Source organism: Mesorhizobium sp. CA10 (assembly GCF_020165285.1).
GTDB lineage: Bacteria > Pseudomonadota > Alphaproteobacteria > Rhizobiales > Rhizobiaceae > Mesorhizobium.
The window spans coordinates 25,217-40,176 of sequence record NZ_JAIUHV010000013.1 but is presented as its reverse complement, the minus strand read 5'-3'; the positions used below and the strand labels follow the sequence as shown (position 1 = coordinate 40,176).

Here is a 14,960-nt window from a genome sequence, read left to right as displayed (position 1 = left end):
TCCCACCCATGTCCATTCTCGTCGACAAGAACACCAAGGTCTTGGTTCAGGGTCTGACCGGCAAGACCGGCACGTTCCACACCGAGCAGGCGCTGGCCTATCACGGCACCAAGATGGTGGGCGGCATCCATCCCAAGAAGGGCGGCGAAACCTGGACCGGTTCGAAAGGCGAAAGCCTGCCGATCTTCGCCACCGTCGCCGAGGGCAAGGCAAAGACCGGCGCCAACGCTTCCGTCATCTACGTGCCGCCTGCGGGAGCCGGCGAAGCCATCATCGAGGCGATCGAGGCCGAGATCCCACTCATCGTCTGCATCACCGAAGGCATTCCTGTGATGGACATGGTCAAGGTCAAGGCCCGGCTCGACCGCTCCACCTCGCGGCTGATCGGCCCGAACTGCCCGGGCGTGCTGACGCCCGACGAATGCAAGATCGGCATCATGCCCGGCAACATCTTCCGCAAGGGCTCGGTCGGCGTTGTTTCGCGCTCGGGAACGCTTACCTATGAGGCAGTCTTCCAGACCACCAATGTCGGCCTCGGCCAGACCACAGCGGTGGGCATCGGCGGCGATCCGGTCAAGGGCACCGAATTCATCGACGTGCTGGAGATGTTCCTCGCCGACGACGAGACCAAGTCGATCATCATGATCGGCGAGATCGGCGGCTCGGCCGAGGAAGACGCCGCGCAGTTCCTCAAGGACGAAGCCAAGCGCGGCCGCAAGAAACCAATGGCGGGCTTCATCGCCGGGCGCACCGCGCCGGCCGGCCGCACCATGGGCCACGCGGGCGCGGTGATCTCGGGCGGCAAGGGCGGCGCGGAAGACAAGATCGCGGCGATGGAATCGGCCGGAATAAAAGTTTCGCCCTCGCCGGCGCGGCTCGGGACGACGCTGGTCGAGGCGATCAAGGGTTAAGTGAGTAGCGAATAGTGAGTAGCGAATAGCGAATAGGAAAAACAGAGTAGCAGCGCGATCCGGGCAGTCCCTACTCGCTATTCGCTACTCACTATTCGCTCCAAAAAGGAGACGGAGCCAGGCTCCGCAGACGAAAATGGCAAGACAAGATCAGGCCAACGACCAATTCTCGCTCACCTCATTTCTTTATGGCGGCAATGCCGACTATATCGACGCGCTCTACGCGGCCTATGAGGACAATCCCGCCTCCGTCGATCCGGAGTGGCAGGATTTCTTCGCGGCGCTGAAGGACGACGCGGGCGATGTCCGCAAGAACGCCAAGGGTGCGTCCTGGGCGAAGCCTTCCTGGCCGCTGCAGGCCAATGGCGAGCTGGTCTCGGCGCTAGACGGCAATTGGGGTCTCGTCGAAAAGGCGATCGAAAAGAAGGTCAAGGAAAAGGCCGTCATCAACGGCGCGATGCTTTCCGACGCCGACGTGCACCAGGCGACGCGCGATTCCGTGCGCGCCATCATGATGATCCGCGCCTACCGCATGCGCGGCCACCTGCACGCCAATCTCGACCCGCTCGGCATCGCCAAGCCGCTCGAGGATTACAACGAGCTGTCGCCGGAGAATTATGGCTTCACCGAAGCCGATTACGATCGGCCGATCTTCCTCGACAATGTGCTGGGCCTCGAATTCGGCACCATCCGGCAGATGCTGGATATCCTGACCCGCACCTATTGCTCGACGCTCGGCGTCGAGTTCATGCACATCTCCGACCCGGAAGAGAAGGCCTGGATCCAAGCGCGCATCGAAGGCGCCGACAAGGAGATCACCTTCACCGCCACCGGCAAGAAGGCGATCCTGTCGAAGCTGGTCGAGGCCGAGGGCTTCGAGCAATATATCGACGTCAAGTACAAGGGCACCAAGCGTTTCGGCCTCGATGGCAGCGAGTCGCTGATCCCGGCGCTGGAACAGATCGTCAAGCGCGGCGGCCAGCTCGGCTTGAAGGAAATCGTGCTCGGCATGGCGCATCGCGGCCGCCTCAACGTGCTCTCCCAGGTGATGGCCAAGCCGCACCGCGCCATCTTCCACGAATTCAAGGGCGGCTCGGCGGCTCCCGACGAAGTCGAAGGCTCGGGCGACGTCAAGTATCACCTCGGCGCCTCGTCGGACCGCGAGTTCGACGGCAACAAGGTGCACCTGTCGCTGACGGCCAATCCCTCGCATCTGGAAATCGTCGACCCTGTCGTGATGGGCAAGGCGCGCGCCAAGCAGGATCAGTTGTCCGGCCGTGAGCGCGGCGAGATCGTGCCGCTGTCTGAGCGCGCCAAGGTCATGCCGCTGCTTTTGCACGGCGACGCCGCCTTTGCCGGCCAGGGCGTGATCGCGGAAATCCTCGGCCTGTCGGGCCTGCGCGGGCATCGCGTCGCCGGCACGCTGCATTTCATCATCAACAACCAGATCGGTTTCACCACCAATCCGCGCTTCTCGCGCTCCTCGCCCTATCCGTCGGATGTGGCCAAGATGATCGAGGCGCCGATCTTCCACGTCAATGGCGACGATCCGGAAGCGGTGGTGCATGCCGCGAAGGTTGCGACCGAATTCCGCATGAAGTTCCACAAGCCGGTGGTGGTGGACATGTTCTGCTACCGCCGCTTCGGCCACAATGAGGGCGATGAGCCGTCCTTCACCCAGCCGATCATGTACCGAAACATCCGCAGCCATAAGACGGTGGTGCAGATCTATGCCGACCGGCTGATTGCCGAAGGCCACGTCACCCAGGCCGAGGTCGACAAGATGCGGGCCGACTGGCGCGCGCATCTGGAAGCCGAATGGGAAGTCGGCCAGCACTACAAGCCCAACAAGGCCGACTGGCTGGACGGCGCGTGGTCGGGCCTGCGCACCGCCGACAACCAGGACGAACAGCGGCGCGGCAAGACCGCCGTGCCGGTGCGCACGCTGAAGGAGATCGGCAAGAAGCTGACCGAGGTGCCGAAGGATTTTGAGGCCCACAAGACCATCCTGCGCTTCCTTGAAAACCGCCGCCAGGCAATCGAGTCGGGCGAAGGCATCGATTGGTCGACAGCCGAGGCGCTGGCTTTCGGCGCTATCCTGCTCGACGGCAATCCGATCCGGCTTTCCGGGCAGGATTCGGAGCGCGGTACCTTCTCGCAGCGCCATTCGGTGCTTTACGACCAGCGCGACGAGACCCGCTACATTCCGCTCAACAACCTGTCGGCGGCGCAGGCCGGCTACGAGGTCATCAACTCGATGCTGTCGGAAGAGGCGGTGCTCGGCTTCGAATACGGCTACAGCCTGGCCGAGCCCAAGGCGCTGACGCTGTGGGAAGCGCAGTTCGGCGACTTCGCCAATGGCGCCCAGGTGGTGTTCGACCAGTTCATCTCGTCGGGCGAGCGCAAGTGGCTTCGCATGTCGGGTCTCGTCTGCCTGCTGCCGCATGGCTATGAGGGCCAGGGGCCGGAGCACTCGTCGGCGCGGCTGGAGCGCTTTCTGCAACTTTGCGCCGAAGACAATATGCAGGTCGCCAACGTCACCACGCCGGCCAACTATTTCCATATCCTGCGCCGGCAGCTGAAGCGCGACTTCCGCAAGCCGCTGATCCTGATGACGCCGAAGTCGCTGCTGCGCCACAAGCGGGCGGTGTCGACTCTGTCGGAGATGTCGGGCGAAAGCTCGTTCCACCGACTGCTTTGGGACGATGCGCAGCTCTTGGCCGACCAGCCGATCAAGCTGGTGAAAGACTCCAAGATCCGCCGCGTCGTGCTGTGCTCGGGCAAGGTCTATTACGACCTCTACGAGGAGCGCGAGAAGCGCGGCATCAACGACATCTATTTGCTGCGCGTCGAACAGCTCTATCCGTTCCCGGCCAAGGCGCTGATCACCGAGCTGTCGCGTTTCCGCAATGCCGAGATGGTGTGGTGCCAGGAGGAGCCCAAGAACATGGGCGCCTGGTCGTTCATCGATCCCTATCTCGAATGGGTGCTGGCGCATATCGACGCCAAGCATCAGCGGGTGCGCTACACCGGCCGGCCGGCCTCTGCCTCGCCGGCGACAGGGTTGATGTCGAAGCATCTCAGCCAGCTGGCCGCGCTGCTCGACGACGCGCTCGGCGAATAAGGGCGCTGGGCGGGTAAGCAGACCGGACGAAACAGACCTCAAGAAGACAACGGACAGGCACAATGGCTACCGAAATCCGCGTCCCCACTCTCGGCGAATCCGTCACCGAGGCGACTGTCGGCAAGTGGTTCAAGAAGGTCGGCGACGCGATCGCCGCCGACGAGCCGCTGGTCGAGCTCGAAACCGACAAGGTGACGGTGGAAGTGCCCGCCGCGGGCGCCGGAACGCTGGCCGAGATCGCGGTCAAGGAAGGCGAGACGGTCAATGTCGGCGCGCTGCTCGGCTCGATTTCGGTGGGCGGCGCGGCTTCCGCTCCCGCGACGAAGCCGCAGGCGGTGGCGCAGGCCTCCAGCCCGGACGCCGCGTCCACCACCAAGCAGGCCGCGGCCGAAACCGCCAAGATGGCCGGCGACGCCGGTCCGGTCGAGCCGCGCACCATGCCGCCGGCACCGGCCGCGGCCAAACTGATCGCGGAACACAATCTCTCGGTCGACCAGCTGTCCGGTTCGGGTAAGCGCGGCCAGGTGCTGAAGGGCGATGTGCTCGATGCCATCGCCAAGGGCGCGCCGTCGCAGCCGGCCGAGACGCCGAAGGCAGCTCCGGCGCCGGCGCCCGTCGCGGCCCGCGCGCCGTCCACGGCCGAGGATGCGCCGCGCGAGGAGCGCGTGCGCATGACCAAGTTGCGCCAGACCATCGCGCGCCGCTTGAAGGAAGCGCAGTCCACCGCCGCCATGCTCACCACCTTCAACGAGGTGGATATGAGCGCGGTGATGGCGCTGAGGGCCAAATACAAGGACGTGTTCGAAAAGAAGCATGGCGTGAAGCTCGGCTTCATGGGCTTCTTCACCAAGGCGGTGACGCATGCGCTGAAGGAGATCCCGGCGGTCAATGCCGAGATCGACGGCACCGACATCATCTACAAGAACTTCGCCCATGTCGGCGTTGCCGTCGGCACCGACAAGGGGCTGGTGGTGCCGGTGGTGCGCGATGCCGACCAGATGTCCATCGCCGAGATCGAGAAGGAGATCGGCCGCCTGGGCCTCGCAGCGCGCGACGGCAAGCTGTCGGTGGCGGATATGCAAGGCGGGACGTTTACGATTTCCAACGGTGGTGTTTACGGGTCGCTGATGTCGACGCCGATCCTGAATGCGCCGCAGTCGGGCATTCTCGGCATGCACAAGATCCAGGAGCGGCCGGTGGTCGTCGGCGGGCAGATCGTCATCCGCCCGATGATGTATCTGGCGCTCAGCTACGACCACCGCATCGTCGATGGTAAGGAAGCAGTGACCTTCCTGGTGCGCGTCAAGGAAAGCCTGGAGGATCCCGAGCGGCTGGTGCTCGATCTGTGATCGGAGCCGATCCGCAATGAGTGGTTGGTCAGATGCCTTACGCCGATTCCTTCGGCGTGGACGCGTCTGGCTTTTCTCCGACTTGCCCGTGGTCGCTTCGCCCGCCGATTGGGAGGCCTCCGAGATCAGCAGCAACCTCGGCGTCTTCGCTCTCAGCTCTGCCGAGATGGCGGAACGGAAGATCACCGTCACCACGATCGGTGAGCTTGAATTGCCCACCGGCGAAATCGTTGCCTGCGACCCGCTCATCACCGGACTGGGACGGCCGCCATTTAGCCGCAAGGTAAAGCCGGGGCGCTACCCGGTCATATTGCTTCAGGTTCGGACCAAGATTGCCGTGGCGGCATTGCGTTTCGGCTCTGGCTTGCCGGTGCGTTGGGAATTGGCCACCTTTGCTCGAGACCGCCCATCGGGCTATGAGTTTGAATTTATCGTTGATGACGCGGTTGCGTCGTTTATGGACAAGTCGTTCCTGACGATAATGTCTGACCAAGAGGAACTTGACGACTATCTCGCCGACGTCGCGTGCACTATCGACAGGTTTTCTATCGACAGTCCGATTGAAGGCAACCCGATCAATGTAGCCATGTTCGACACTGGCTATGGCGACGGCGCGTATCGGTCTTTCTGGGGGTTGGACGCATCCGGCGAACCACTGCTCCTGATGACCGACTTCGAAGTGCTCGAAAACGCCGATGGCCGTAACGAGGCCGATCGATGAGGATACTTGCCTCACCCATAATCCGGTGGATGGCTAGATCGGCGGTTTTGTTGTCGGCTTCCAGCGCCCATGCCGCCTGCCCGATCCAGCTTGCCGTCTATGGCGAGGCGCAGAGCGGCGCCGAGATCGACTTCACCCCGGCCGGCAGCTCGGCGACGATCACCAACGCTTTCCGCATGATCCTCGACAACAATGTCGTGCTCGACGGCATCGCGATGTGGACTGAAGGCAGCGCCGCGCGGCCGCGTGGCTCGCTGATGTACAAATGCCCGACCGGCGACGTCACCGGCGAGGAGCTTGCCGCCTGCACGGTCTGGGAAGGCGTGATCTACAGCGCCGATGAAAGGGGCGGCGTCGGCCTCTTGCCGGCCGAAGGCGCCGACGCGCCGAAAAGCCTGATCTTTCCCGATCTCGGAGCGTCGCTGGAGATGTCGGCCGCCTATGGCCCGGCCGGCTTCTCCAAGGTGCCATGGGACATTTTCGTGCTGAAAGGCTGCCAGGAATGAGCGCGCACAGAAAGACGCTGCTGGTCACTGGCGGCAGCCGCGGCATCGGCGCCGCCATCTGCCGGCAGGCGAGCCAGGCCGGCTACCGCGTGGCGGTCAATTACGTCTCCAATCAGTCGGCGGCGGACACGCTGGTCGCCGGGCTTAAAGCCGGTGGCGGCGATGCTTTCGCGGTCAGAGGCGATGTCGGGAACGAGGCCGATGTCCTGGCGATGTTTGAAGCCGTCGACCGGGCCTTCGGCCGGCTCGACGCCTTCGTCAACAATGCCGGCATCGTCGACGTCAAGGCGCGGGTCGACGAGATGAGCGCGGCGCGGCTGGAGCGCATGATGCACATCAATGTCGTCGGCTCCTTTCTCTGCGCCCGCGAAGCGGTCAAGCGCATGTCGACGCGACATGACGGCCAGGGGGGCGCCATCGTCAACTTGTCCTCGGCGGCGGCTAGGCTGGGCTCGCCCGGCGAATATGTCGACTATGCCGCCTCCAAGGGCGCGATCGACACCATGACCATCGGTCTGGCGCGTGAGGTGGTGCTCGAAGGCATTCGCGTCAACGCGGTCAGCCCCGGCATCACCGAGACCGAAATCCATGCCTCGGGCGGCCAGCCCGATCGCGTGGCGCGGCTGCAGGATTTGCTGCCGATGAAACGCGCGGGAACGGCCGACGAAGTCGCCAGCGCGGTTCTCTATCTTTTGTCGGATGCTGCCTCCTATATAACGGGCGCGATCCTGAATGTGAGCGGCGGCCGCTAGCGCAATTCCAGGAAAAGTGCCCAGCGGTTTTTCGTCCGGAATTGCGTATGAAGAAAACCTGGAGCGGTTCGAGATCGAACCGCTCCAAGGCCAGACCAGAAGGACACCATCATGGCTTATGACGTCGTTATCATCGGATCGGGCCCGGGCGGCTATGTCTGCGCCATCAAGGCTGCGCAGCTCGGACTGAAGACGGCGGTGGTCGAGAAGAACGCCACCTTCGGCGGCACCTGCCTCAACATCGGCTGCATCCCGTCGAAGGCGCTGCTCTACGCCTCCGAAATGTTCGCGGAAGCCGGCCATGCCTTCGATACGCTGGGCGTCGAGCTATCGGCGCCGAAGCTCAATCTGAAGAAGATGATGGCGCATAAGGACGCGACGGTGACGTCCAACGTCAACGGCGTCGCCTTCCTGTTCAAGAAGAATAAGATCGATTCCTTCCGCGGCACCGGCAAAGTGGTCGGAGCCGGCAAGGTTTCGGTAACGGGCGAGGACGGCAAGGTCGAGGAGATCGAGACCAAGAACATCGTCATCGCCACCGGCTCGGATGTCGCCGGCATTCCGGGCGTCAAGGTCGATTTCGACGAGAAGGCGATCGTCTCCTCCACCGGCGCGTTGTCGCTGGCCAAGGTGCCCGCCAGCCTCGTCGTCGTCGGCGGCGGCGTCATCGGGCTGGAGCTCGGCTCGGTGTGGGCCCGGCTCGGCGCCAAGGTCACGGTCATCGAGTTCCTCGACACTATCCTGGGCGGCATGGACGGCGAGGTGTCGAAGCAGTTCCAGCGGCTGCTCTCCAAGCAGGGTTTCGAGTTCAAGCTCGGCGCCAAGGTCACCGGCGTCTCCAAGGTCAAGAAGGGCGCCAGCGTCACCTTCGAGCCGGTCAAGGGCGGCGCGGCCGAAACCATCGAGGCGGATGTCGTGCTGGTCGCCACCGGGCGGCGCCCCTATGCCGACAGCCTGGGGCTGAAGGAAGCCGGCGTCGAGGTCGACGAGCGCGGCCGCGTCAAGATCGACGGGCATTTGAGGACCAATGTACCCGGCATCTATGCCATCGGCGACGTCATTGCCGGGCCGATGCTGGCGCACAAGGCCGAGGATGAGGGCGTCGCGGTGGCCGAGACGATCGCCGGCCAGGCCGGCCATGTGAATTACGACGTCATCCCGAGCGTCGTCTACACCAGCCCGGAAATCGCTTCGGTCGGCAAGACCGAAGAAGAGCTGAAGAAGGCCGGCATCGACTACAAGGCCGGCAAATTCCCGTTCAGCGCCAATGGCCGCGCGCGCGCCATGCTGCACACCGACGGCTTCGTGAAGATCCTGGCCGATAAGGCGAGCGACCGCGTGCTCGGCGTCCATATCGTCGGCTTCGGCGCCGGTGAGATGATCCACGAGGCGGCGGTGCTGATGGAATTCGGCGGTTCGTCCGAAGACCTGGCGCGGACCTGCCACGCGCATCCGACGATGTCGGAAGCGGTGAAGGAAGCGGCGCTGGCGACATTCTTCAAGCCGATTCATATTTAGCTGCGCGCCAGCGCCATCGCTTCGGCATCCTAGGGCGAAGCAAGGAGCGAAGCGACGCGCGTAGACCCCAGGATCATGCCGTGACGCTAAGGCATTGCGACGGTTGCAGAATTTTGCGCTGTTGCGCTAGTCGCGGCATGGATACCCGGGTCAAGCCCGGGTATGACGAAGGCCGCCGTAGTTGCCCCCAACCAAAACGGCCCGCCCATCGGCGGGCCGTTTGCCGTCAAGCTGCAGCCCGGTTACTGAGCCGGCGCAGGTGCCGGAGCCGGCGCAGGGGTCGGCGCGGGCGCAGGCGCCGGAGTTGGCGCGGGAGCCGGGGTAGGCGCCGGAGTTGGCTCAGGGGCTGGGGCAGGCGTTGCAGGCGCCGGAGCCGGCGTGCTGGCCGCCGGCGGCTCAGCCGGGGCGGGCGCATGCTCGCCGCCGCTTCTGCCAAAGACATAATACGCAACCACGGCCAGGATAATGACAACAAGGGCGATCAGCCACCCGCTGCCGCCACCACCGCCGCGCGTTGGGGGAGGCGTGCTCGAAGGGGTGTAGGGATCGTTAGGGTTCGCCATGAAACGTGTCCTCCTTGGATGAAAGTCATCAAAATAACAGCCATCAACGCGCTGAGCCCGCATCGGGTTTCACGCGGACGGACGGAAAGCGCTGAAAAACCGGCGTTTTCAGGTCCGCCAGCCGCCAGACGACTCAGTTGACGGCGGTAACACTATACCCTGCCTTGCGAAAATCCTCGACCAGTCCTTCCGGGCCGGGCAGATGCATGGCGCCGACGGCCATGAAGACATTGCCTTTGGCCAAAATCGGCCCGGCATGCGCCGCCATCACCTTGTTGCGGCTGGTGATCATGGTCTGCTCGAAGGCGGCATAGCCGGCCTTGTCGTCCGCCGTCTCCGGCAGCACGGCACGGAACAGCGGCCAGAACATGCCGACCTCGCCACGCTGGTAGAGCACGATCATCGTCTCGTTGACGTCGTTCACCTTGTCGCCGAGCTTCATCGTCTCGACCAGGCTCTTCATGTGGAATTCGATCGGCAGCGAAGCCATGGCGCGCAATTGATCGACGGCGGTTTCGAGCCCTTCGACATCCTTTCCCGAGGCCTTGGCATCCGAGGCAAGCTTGACGTCCAGCACGGGTTCGCCGGCGCTCTGGCGCGCCACCTCGCAGGCCGGCAACGCCATCATCGCCGACAGGATCCACGGCTTCATCTTGGCGACCGTCGCCGGCGGGATGCCGCGCGCGTCGAGCCCCTTGTCCAGCGCCGCCGCATCGTCCGGCGACAACAGCGACGACAGGGTGGTGTTGTCGGTGAACATCATCAGGCCGGGTTCGCTGGCCATCGCGGCCATCATCTTCGCCTTGTCCATTGCGTCGGTGGTTTCAATGACGATTGTGCCGGCGCCGTCATAGGCTTTCTGCGCCGCGGCCGGCAGCGTCGTGACGCGCGTATCGGTCATGTGCATGGTGCCGAACAGATAGGACGGTTTTTCGCCGGGCTTCTCCAGCTTCCACAGCAGGCCCTTGCCGTTGGGTACGGCCGCGGCCTCGGTCTCGACCTTCTTGAAGGCGGCGGGATCGTTCTTCTCCAGCGCCGTCAACAGATCGGCGCCAGCGCAATTGGGCGCTGCGGCAAGCGCCCGGCCGGCAAGCAGCAGGACGGCCAGGAAAGACAGGAAGAACAGCAGGTTGAGCGCTGCAAGCAGCTTCAACGAGACCAGGGCCGCGCGGTCGGCGATGGCGATGACGCGTTTCATGAAGAAGCATCTTAGCGCCGAAAAGCGGCAAAACGGTTAATCGGATCGGGGAAATTGTCTTCGGTCGGTTCTGGTTTGCGGCGTAGACGTTCTGCGGGTTGGCGACGCGTATGGACATGGCGCGCCTTGGTGGTTAGCGGAAACGCCCATCACGTCGTCATTCACGGGCGGAGCAAGGAGCGAAGCGACGCGCGCAGACCCGAGGATCCATGCCGTGCCTTCAAAGCGCCGCTGCGGCCCAGAATTCTGCACCGTTGCACCCCACGGCATAGTGCACGGCATGGATTCCAGGGTCTGCGCGCGTCGCTCCGCTCCTTGCTTCGCCCTAGAATGACGAGTTCGGAGGGCTCCGAATGGCCTCAGAAGCGATCACGCCCTTGGATGCGCTTTCTCGTAGATGTCGAGCAGCCTTGCGGTGTCGACGCCGGTATAGATCTGCGTGGTCGACAGGCTGGCGTGGCCGAGCAGCTCCTGGATGGTGCGCAGGTCGCCGCCACGGCCGAGCAGATGGGTGGCGAAGGAGTGGCGCAGGGCATGCGGCGTCGCGGTGTCGGGCAGGTTCAGCGCCGAGCGCAGCTTCGCCATCTCGCGCTGGACGATGGCGGGGTTGAGCGTGCCGCCGCGGGCGCCGCGGAACAAAAGGCCCTCAGGACCGATATGGAAAGGGCAGAGCCTGCGGTATTCCGCCACCGCCCTGCGGGCCACCGGCAGCACCGGCACCAGCCGCGTCTTGCCGCCCTTGCCGGTGACGCGCAGCACACTGTCGGCTTCCGTTGCGAGGTCAGCGCCGGTCAGGCCCAGCGCCTCGGAGATGCGCAGGCCGGAGCCGTAGAGCAGCGTCAGCACGGCGGCGTTGCGTGCGGCGATCCACGGCTCTTCCGCCAGTTGGCCCTCCATCGCCACGACCTGCCTGGCGTCGCTTGCCGTCAGCGGCTTGGGCAGCGATTTCGGCTGGCGCGGCGCGCGCAGGGCTGCGGCGCCTGCCGCGTTGACCATCCCGCGTTTTTCGAGAAAGCGCAGCAGCGAGCGGATGCCGGCAAGGCCGCGCCCCAGCGTGCGGGCGCCAGCGCCTTCATTGCGCCGCGCAGCGAGGAAGCCGCGCAGATCGGCCGGCCGCAGGTCCGCGATGTCGGAGATACCCGGCGCGCCGCCGCAATGGCCGGTCAAGAAGTGCAGGAACTGGCGGGTGTCGCGCTCATAGGCCTCGACCGTCTCCGGCGACAGGCGGCGCTCATGCGCCAGCGTTTTCAGCCAGGTCTCGCGGGCCGCCTGAAGGTCGGGTTTTGCCGGGATGAGGAATTCCTGCATGGTGGCAGTTTCGGGCATGCGGGTTAGGAAGCGGTGAAGAGGCGTCATTGAAATGACGGCTTGAGGGGATTAGAGCAGGGCAAAGGAAGCGCCGCCGATGCCGAAGCTCGAAAACCCCGTACAGATGGCCGTGATCGGTGCCGCGCACGGCATCAAGGGCGAATTGCGGGTGAAAACTTTCACCGGAGACCCGCTGGCGCTGGCCGATTACGGCCCGCTTTATGCCAGGGACGGCCGCGCCTTCCAGATCACCGATATCAGACCGGCCGGGACTGTGGTGGTCGTGCGTTTCAAAGGCGTCGGTGACCGCAACGCCGCCGAGGCGCTGGCCGGCACCGAGCTTTTCGTCGACCGCTCGGTGTTGCCCGACGACGGCGAGGAGGACGAGTTCTATCACGCCGATCTCATCGGCCTCGATGTAAGGGACGATACGGGCGTCATCGGCAGGGTCGTCGCCGTGCATAATTTCGGTGGCGGCGACATACTCGACGTCACGCTTGCCGGTCGCAAGGGCGTGCTGATCCCGTTCACGCAGGCCGCGGTGCCGCATGTCTCGATCGCCGACGGATTCGTTGAGGTCAACCCTCAGGCGGCGGGGCTGGTCGAAGACGAAGAAGGCGACGAAGCGCCCAGGGATGCCGGCTTCGACCCGAAGGGTCGGCCGCGCGGACCGAAGGATGCCGGGGGCAATCGGTGAGCTTTGCCGCCTCGGTGCTGACGCTCTATCCGGAGATGTTTCCGGGCGCGCTCGGCCTGTCGCTGGCCGGCCGCGCGCTGGAGGCCGGAACTTGGTCGCTCGAAGCGATCCAGATCCGCGATTTCGCCACCGACAGGCATCGCACCGTCGACGACACGCCGGCCGGCGGCGGCGCCGGCATGGTGATGCGCGCCGATGTGCTGGCCAAGGCCATCGACCACGCCGCGCCTCCGGGTGATAAGCGCCCAAGGCTGCTGATGAGTCCGCGCGGCAAACCGCTGACGCAAGCGCGCGTGCGCGAGCTCGCCGCCGGCCCGGGCGCGGTCATCCTGTGCGGCCGCTTCGAAGGCGTCGACCAGCGGCTGATCGAGGCGCGGGGACTGGAGGAGGTCTCGGTCGGCGATTTCATCCTGTCGGGCGGCGAGCCGGCAGCACTTGTGCTGCTCGATGCCGTGGTGCGGCTGCTGCCGGGCGTCATGGGCAATGCCGTCTCGGGCGAGGAAGAAAGTTTCGAGAACGGGCTGCTCGAGCATCCGCATTACACGCGGCCGCAGGAATTCGAAGGCAGGCCGATACCCGACGTGCTGATTTCCGGCAACCACAAGAAGATTGCAGAATGGCGTCGCGCGGAGGCCGAGAAGCTGACGCGGGAACGGCGGCCTGACTTGCTGCGCGCTCAGCCCTTGGTGAAATAATAAAAGGCCAGGAACAGGCCAACGGCGACGACGAAGCCGCGCACGACGCCCTGCGGCACGCGCTTGGCGATCCAGACGCCGGCATAGCCGCCGAGCGCGCCGCCCGGGATCATGACGATCGCCTGCGGCCAGGCGACAACGCCGCCCGAAACGAAGACCAGGATGGCGATGGCTGCGATCACCACGGCCAGCATGTTCTTCAGCGCGTTGAGCCGGTGGTAGTCGCCGGCCTGCGTCAGGCCGAGCATCGCCAACATCATCACGCCCATGCCGGCGCCGAAAAAGCCGCCATAGACGGAGGTCGCGAACTGGGCGAGCGATCCGGCGAATGAGCCGACCTTGGCTTCGGCCCCAGGCTTGGGCGCCGGTTTCAGCCACGGCCCGGCGGCGAACAGCGCGGTGGCGGCGATCAGCAGCCAGGGCACCAGCGCGCGGAAGGACGGGTTGGAGAGCGCAAGCAGGATCAGCGAGCCGACCAGCGCGCCGAGGGCCGAGATGACGCAGAGCAGCAGCGCCTGGCGCCAGAAATGCCTGATGTCGTCGAGATAGGCGAGCGTCGAGGTGATATAGCCGGGAAATTGCGTCACCGAGGAGGTAGCATTGGCGACAATCGGCGGCAGGCCGACCAAGCTCATGGCGCCGAAGGTGACGAAGGTGCCGCCGCCGGCGACGGCATTGACCGCGCCGGAGACAAAACCCGAGAGAAAGAGCAAGGCGGCATCGAAAAAAGTCATTTCCCCGCTTAGGAAGCTTGCGAGCCGCGCGCAACCCGGCACGGCCGCAGTAAGTGTGGGCCATGGGCGCAAATATGCCGCAACGCCCTTGTCTTGATGCATGTCGGGGTCCCCGAACCGCGCGCACTTCCGGGCGACATGCATTAGGGCGTGACAAAGCGGCAAAATGGCTGTATGTGCCCGCCCGAACCGGAAGAACAATCTTTCGGACCCGTCAACAAGTGCGGTGTAGCCGTCCCTGCCCGGTGTTTCGACAAAGGGCATAGCCGAGCGGTCATTGGAACTGCAAGGCGAGCTGAGGACGCTCTGACTGTCGGAAGAACAAGAAGTGGATATTTGAGATGGATCTCATTCGTCAGCTCGAGGCCGAACAGGCCGCCAAGATCGAAGCCAAGCGCAAGCTGCCCGAATTCCAGCCTGGCGACACCGTGCGCGTCCAGGTGCGCGTCACCGAAGGCACCCGCACCCGCGTCCAGGCCTATGAGGGCGTCGTCATCGCCCGCGCCGGCTCGGGCTTCCAGGAGAATTTCACCGTACGCAAGATCTCCTATGGCGAAGGCGTGGAGCGCGTTTTCCCGGTCTACTCGCCGATGGTCGAGGGCGTCGAGATCGTGCGCCGCGGCAAGGTTCGCCGCGCCAAGCTCTATTATCTGCGCGACCGTCGCGGCAAGTCGGCCCGCATTTCGGAAAACACCGGCGTGCGCGCCCGCAAGCTGAACGACGAAGAACGTGATGCGCTGAACGCCGAGCGCGCCCGCATCGAGGCCGAGAAGGTCGCCGCCGCCCAGGCGCTGGCCGCCGAGACGGCCGCCAAGGAAGCCGCCGAGAAGAAGGCTGCCGCCGAGGCCGCTTCGGCCGAATAAGGTTTCTGCCAGACAGGTTCT

The 14,960-nt window shown here is 64.7% G+C and carries 13 protein-coding genes; 10 read left to right on the top strand and 3 right to left on the bottom strand.

From position 1 onward, the window contains the following. The first annotated feature begins 8 nt into the window (after nt 1-8). From sucD to lpdA, 7 genes are all read left to right on the top strand, one after another. On the top strand, nt 9-911 hold the full coding sequence (gene sucD / locus LB535_RS23865; RefSeq protein WP_095820284.1) for a succinate--CoA ligase subunit alpha: 903 nt from the start codon (nt 9-11) through the stop codon (nt 909-911). A 136-nt stretch (nt 912-1,047) separates the two neighbouring features. Beyond that, nucleotides 1,048-4,035 carry a 2-oxoglutarate dehydrogenase E1 component gene (locus LB535_RS23860; protein WP_224630546.1) on the top strand — a complete coding sequence of 996 codons (2,988 nt, stop codon included), beginning with the start codon at nt 1,048-1,050 and terminating at the stop codon, nt 4,033-4,035. 62 nt (nt 4,036-4,097) lie between these two features. Next, nucleotides 4,098-5,384: a 2-oxoglutarate dehydrogenase complex dihydrolipoyllysine-residue succinyltransferase gene (gene odhB, locus LB535_RS23855; protein WP_224633947.1), complete on the top strand. Its 1,287-nt coding sequence runs from the start codon at nt 4,098-4,100 to the stop codon at nt 5,382-5,384. Nucleotides 5,385-5,472: 88 nt separating this feature from the next. Then, a complete protein-coding gene (locus LB535_RS23850) occupies nt 5,473-6,105 on the top strand; it encodes a DUF4241 domain-containing protein (protein WP_224633946.1) in 633 nt (210 codons plus the stop codon). A 29-nt stretch (nt 6,106-6,134) separates the two neighbouring features. Next, nucleotides 6,135-6,611 (top strand): hypothetical protein, encoded by a 477-nt coding sequence (locus LB535_RS23845; protein ID WP_411969605.1) that lies wholly within the window; start codon nt 6,135-6,137, stop codon nt 6,609-6,611. After that, the gene (locus LB535_RS23840; protein ID WP_224633944.1) at nt 6,608-7,363 is read left to right on the top strand and encodes an SDR family oxidoreductase; all 756 of its coding nucleotides are present in this window, start codon (nt 6,608-6,610) and stop codon (nt 7,361-7,363) included. Before LB535_RS23845 ends, LB535_RS23840 begins: the two co-directional genes overlap by 4 nt. 111 nt (nt 7,364-7,474) lie before the next feature. Further along, entirely contained in the window at nt 7,475-8,881 is a 1,407-nt protein-coding gene (gene lpdA, locus LB535_RS23835; RefSeq protein WP_224633943.1) for a dihydrolipoyl dehydrogenase, read from the top strand. 696 nt (nt 8,882-9,577) lie between these two features. On the opposite strand, the gene LB535_RS23830 is transcribed toward lpdA, so the two are convergent. Together LB535_RS23830 and LB535_RS23825 are read right to left on the bottom strand one after the other, a co-directional pair. Then, nucleotides 9,578-10,642: a TraB/GumN family protein gene (locus LB535_RS23830; protein ID WP_224633942.1), complete on the bottom strand. Its 1,065-nt coding sequence runs from the start codon at nt 10,640-10,642 to the stop codon at nt 9,578-9,580. Between the two features lie 369 nt (nt 10,643-11,011). Next, nucleotides 11,012-11,950, bottom strand: a complete 939-nt coding sequence (locus LB535_RS23825) for a tyrosine recombinase XerC (RefSeq protein ID WP_224633941.1) — start codon at nt 11,948-11,950, stop codon at nt 11,012-11,014. A 97-nt stretch (nt 11,951-12,047) separates the two neighbouring features. Between LB535_RS23825 and rimM the strand changes: the two genes are divergently transcribed. Both rimM and trmD read left to right on the top strand, forming a co-directional pair. Then, entirely contained in the window at nt 12,048-12,647 is a 600-nt protein-coding gene (gene rimM / locus LB535_RS23820) for a ribosome maturation factor RimM (RefSeq protein WP_224532133.1), read from the top strand. Then, complete coding sequence (gene trmD / locus LB535_RS23815; RefSeq protein WP_224532134.1) at nt 12,644-13,342, top strand: tRNA (guanosine(37)-N1)-methyltransferase TrmD; 699 nt, start codon at nt 12,644-12,646, stop codon at nt 13,340-13,342. The genes rimM and trmD overlap by 4 nt, the downstream gene beginning before the upstream one ends. Here trmD and LB535_RS23810 read toward each other — a convergent pair. Next, nucleotides 13,324-14,076, bottom strand: coding sequence for a sulfite exporter TauE/SafE family protein (locus LB535_RS23810; protein WP_224633940.1), 753 nt, complete (start codon nt 14,074-14,076; stop codon nt 13,324-13,326). The genes trmD and LB535_RS23810 overlap by 19 nt on opposite strands. A 341-nt stretch (nt 14,077-14,417) precedes the next feature. On the opposite strand from LB535_RS23810, the gene rplS reads away from it, so the two are divergent. After that, on the top strand, nt 14,418-14,939 hold the full coding sequence (gene rplS / locus LB535_RS23805; RefSeq protein ID WP_095769549.1) for a 50S ribosomal protein L19: 522 nt from the start codon (nt 14,418-14,420) through the stop codon (nt 14,937-14,939). Nucleotides 14,940-14,960 lie beyond the last annotated feature (21 nt).

Excerpts from the sequence above, each read along its gene's own strand:
- sucD (WP_095820284.1), top strand. The coding sequence starts at position 9 with ATGTCCATTCTCGTCGACAAGAACACCAAGGTCTTGGTTCAGGGTCTG.
- LB535_RS23860 (WP_224630546.1), top strand. The coding sequence starts at position 1,048 with ATGGCAAGACAAGATCAGGCCAACGACCAATTCTCGCTCACCTCATTT.
- odhB (WP_224633947.1), top strand. The coding sequence starts at position 4,098 with ATGGCTACCGAAATCCGCGTCCCCACTCTCGGCGAATCCGTCACCGAG.
- LB535_RS23845 (WP_411969605.1), top strand. The coding sequence starts at position 6,135 with ATGGCTAGATCGGCGGTTTTGTTGTCGGCTTCCAGCGCCCATGCCGCC.
- LB535_RS23840 (WP_224633944.1), top strand. The coding sequence starts at position 6,608 with ATGAGCGCGCACAGAAAGACGCTGCTGGTCACTGGCGGCAGCCGCGGC.
- lpdA (WP_224633943.1), top strand. The coding sequence starts at position 7,475 with ATGGCTTATGACGTCGTTATCATCGGATCGGGCCCGGGCGGCTATGTC.
- LB535_RS23830 (WP_224633942.1), bottom strand. The coding sequence starts at position 10,642 with ATGAAACGCGTCATCGCCATCGCCGACCGCGCGGCCCTGGTCTCGTTG.
- LB535_RS23825 (WP_224633941.1), bottom strand. The coding sequence starts at position 11,950 with ATGCAGGAATTCCTCATCCCGGCAAAACCCGACCTTCAGGCGGCCCGC.
- rimM (WP_224532133.1), top strand. The coding sequence starts at position 12,048 with ATGCCGAAGCTCGAAAACCCCGTACAGATGGCCGTGATCGGTGCCGCG.
- LB535_RS23810 (WP_224633940.1), bottom strand. The coding sequence starts at position 14,076 with ATGACTTTTTTCGATGCCGCCTTGCTCTTTCTCTCGGGTTTTGTCTCC.
- rplS (WP_095769549.1), top strand. The coding sequence starts at position 14,418 with ATGGATCTCATTCGTCAGCTCGAGGCCGAACAGGCCGCCAAGATCGAA.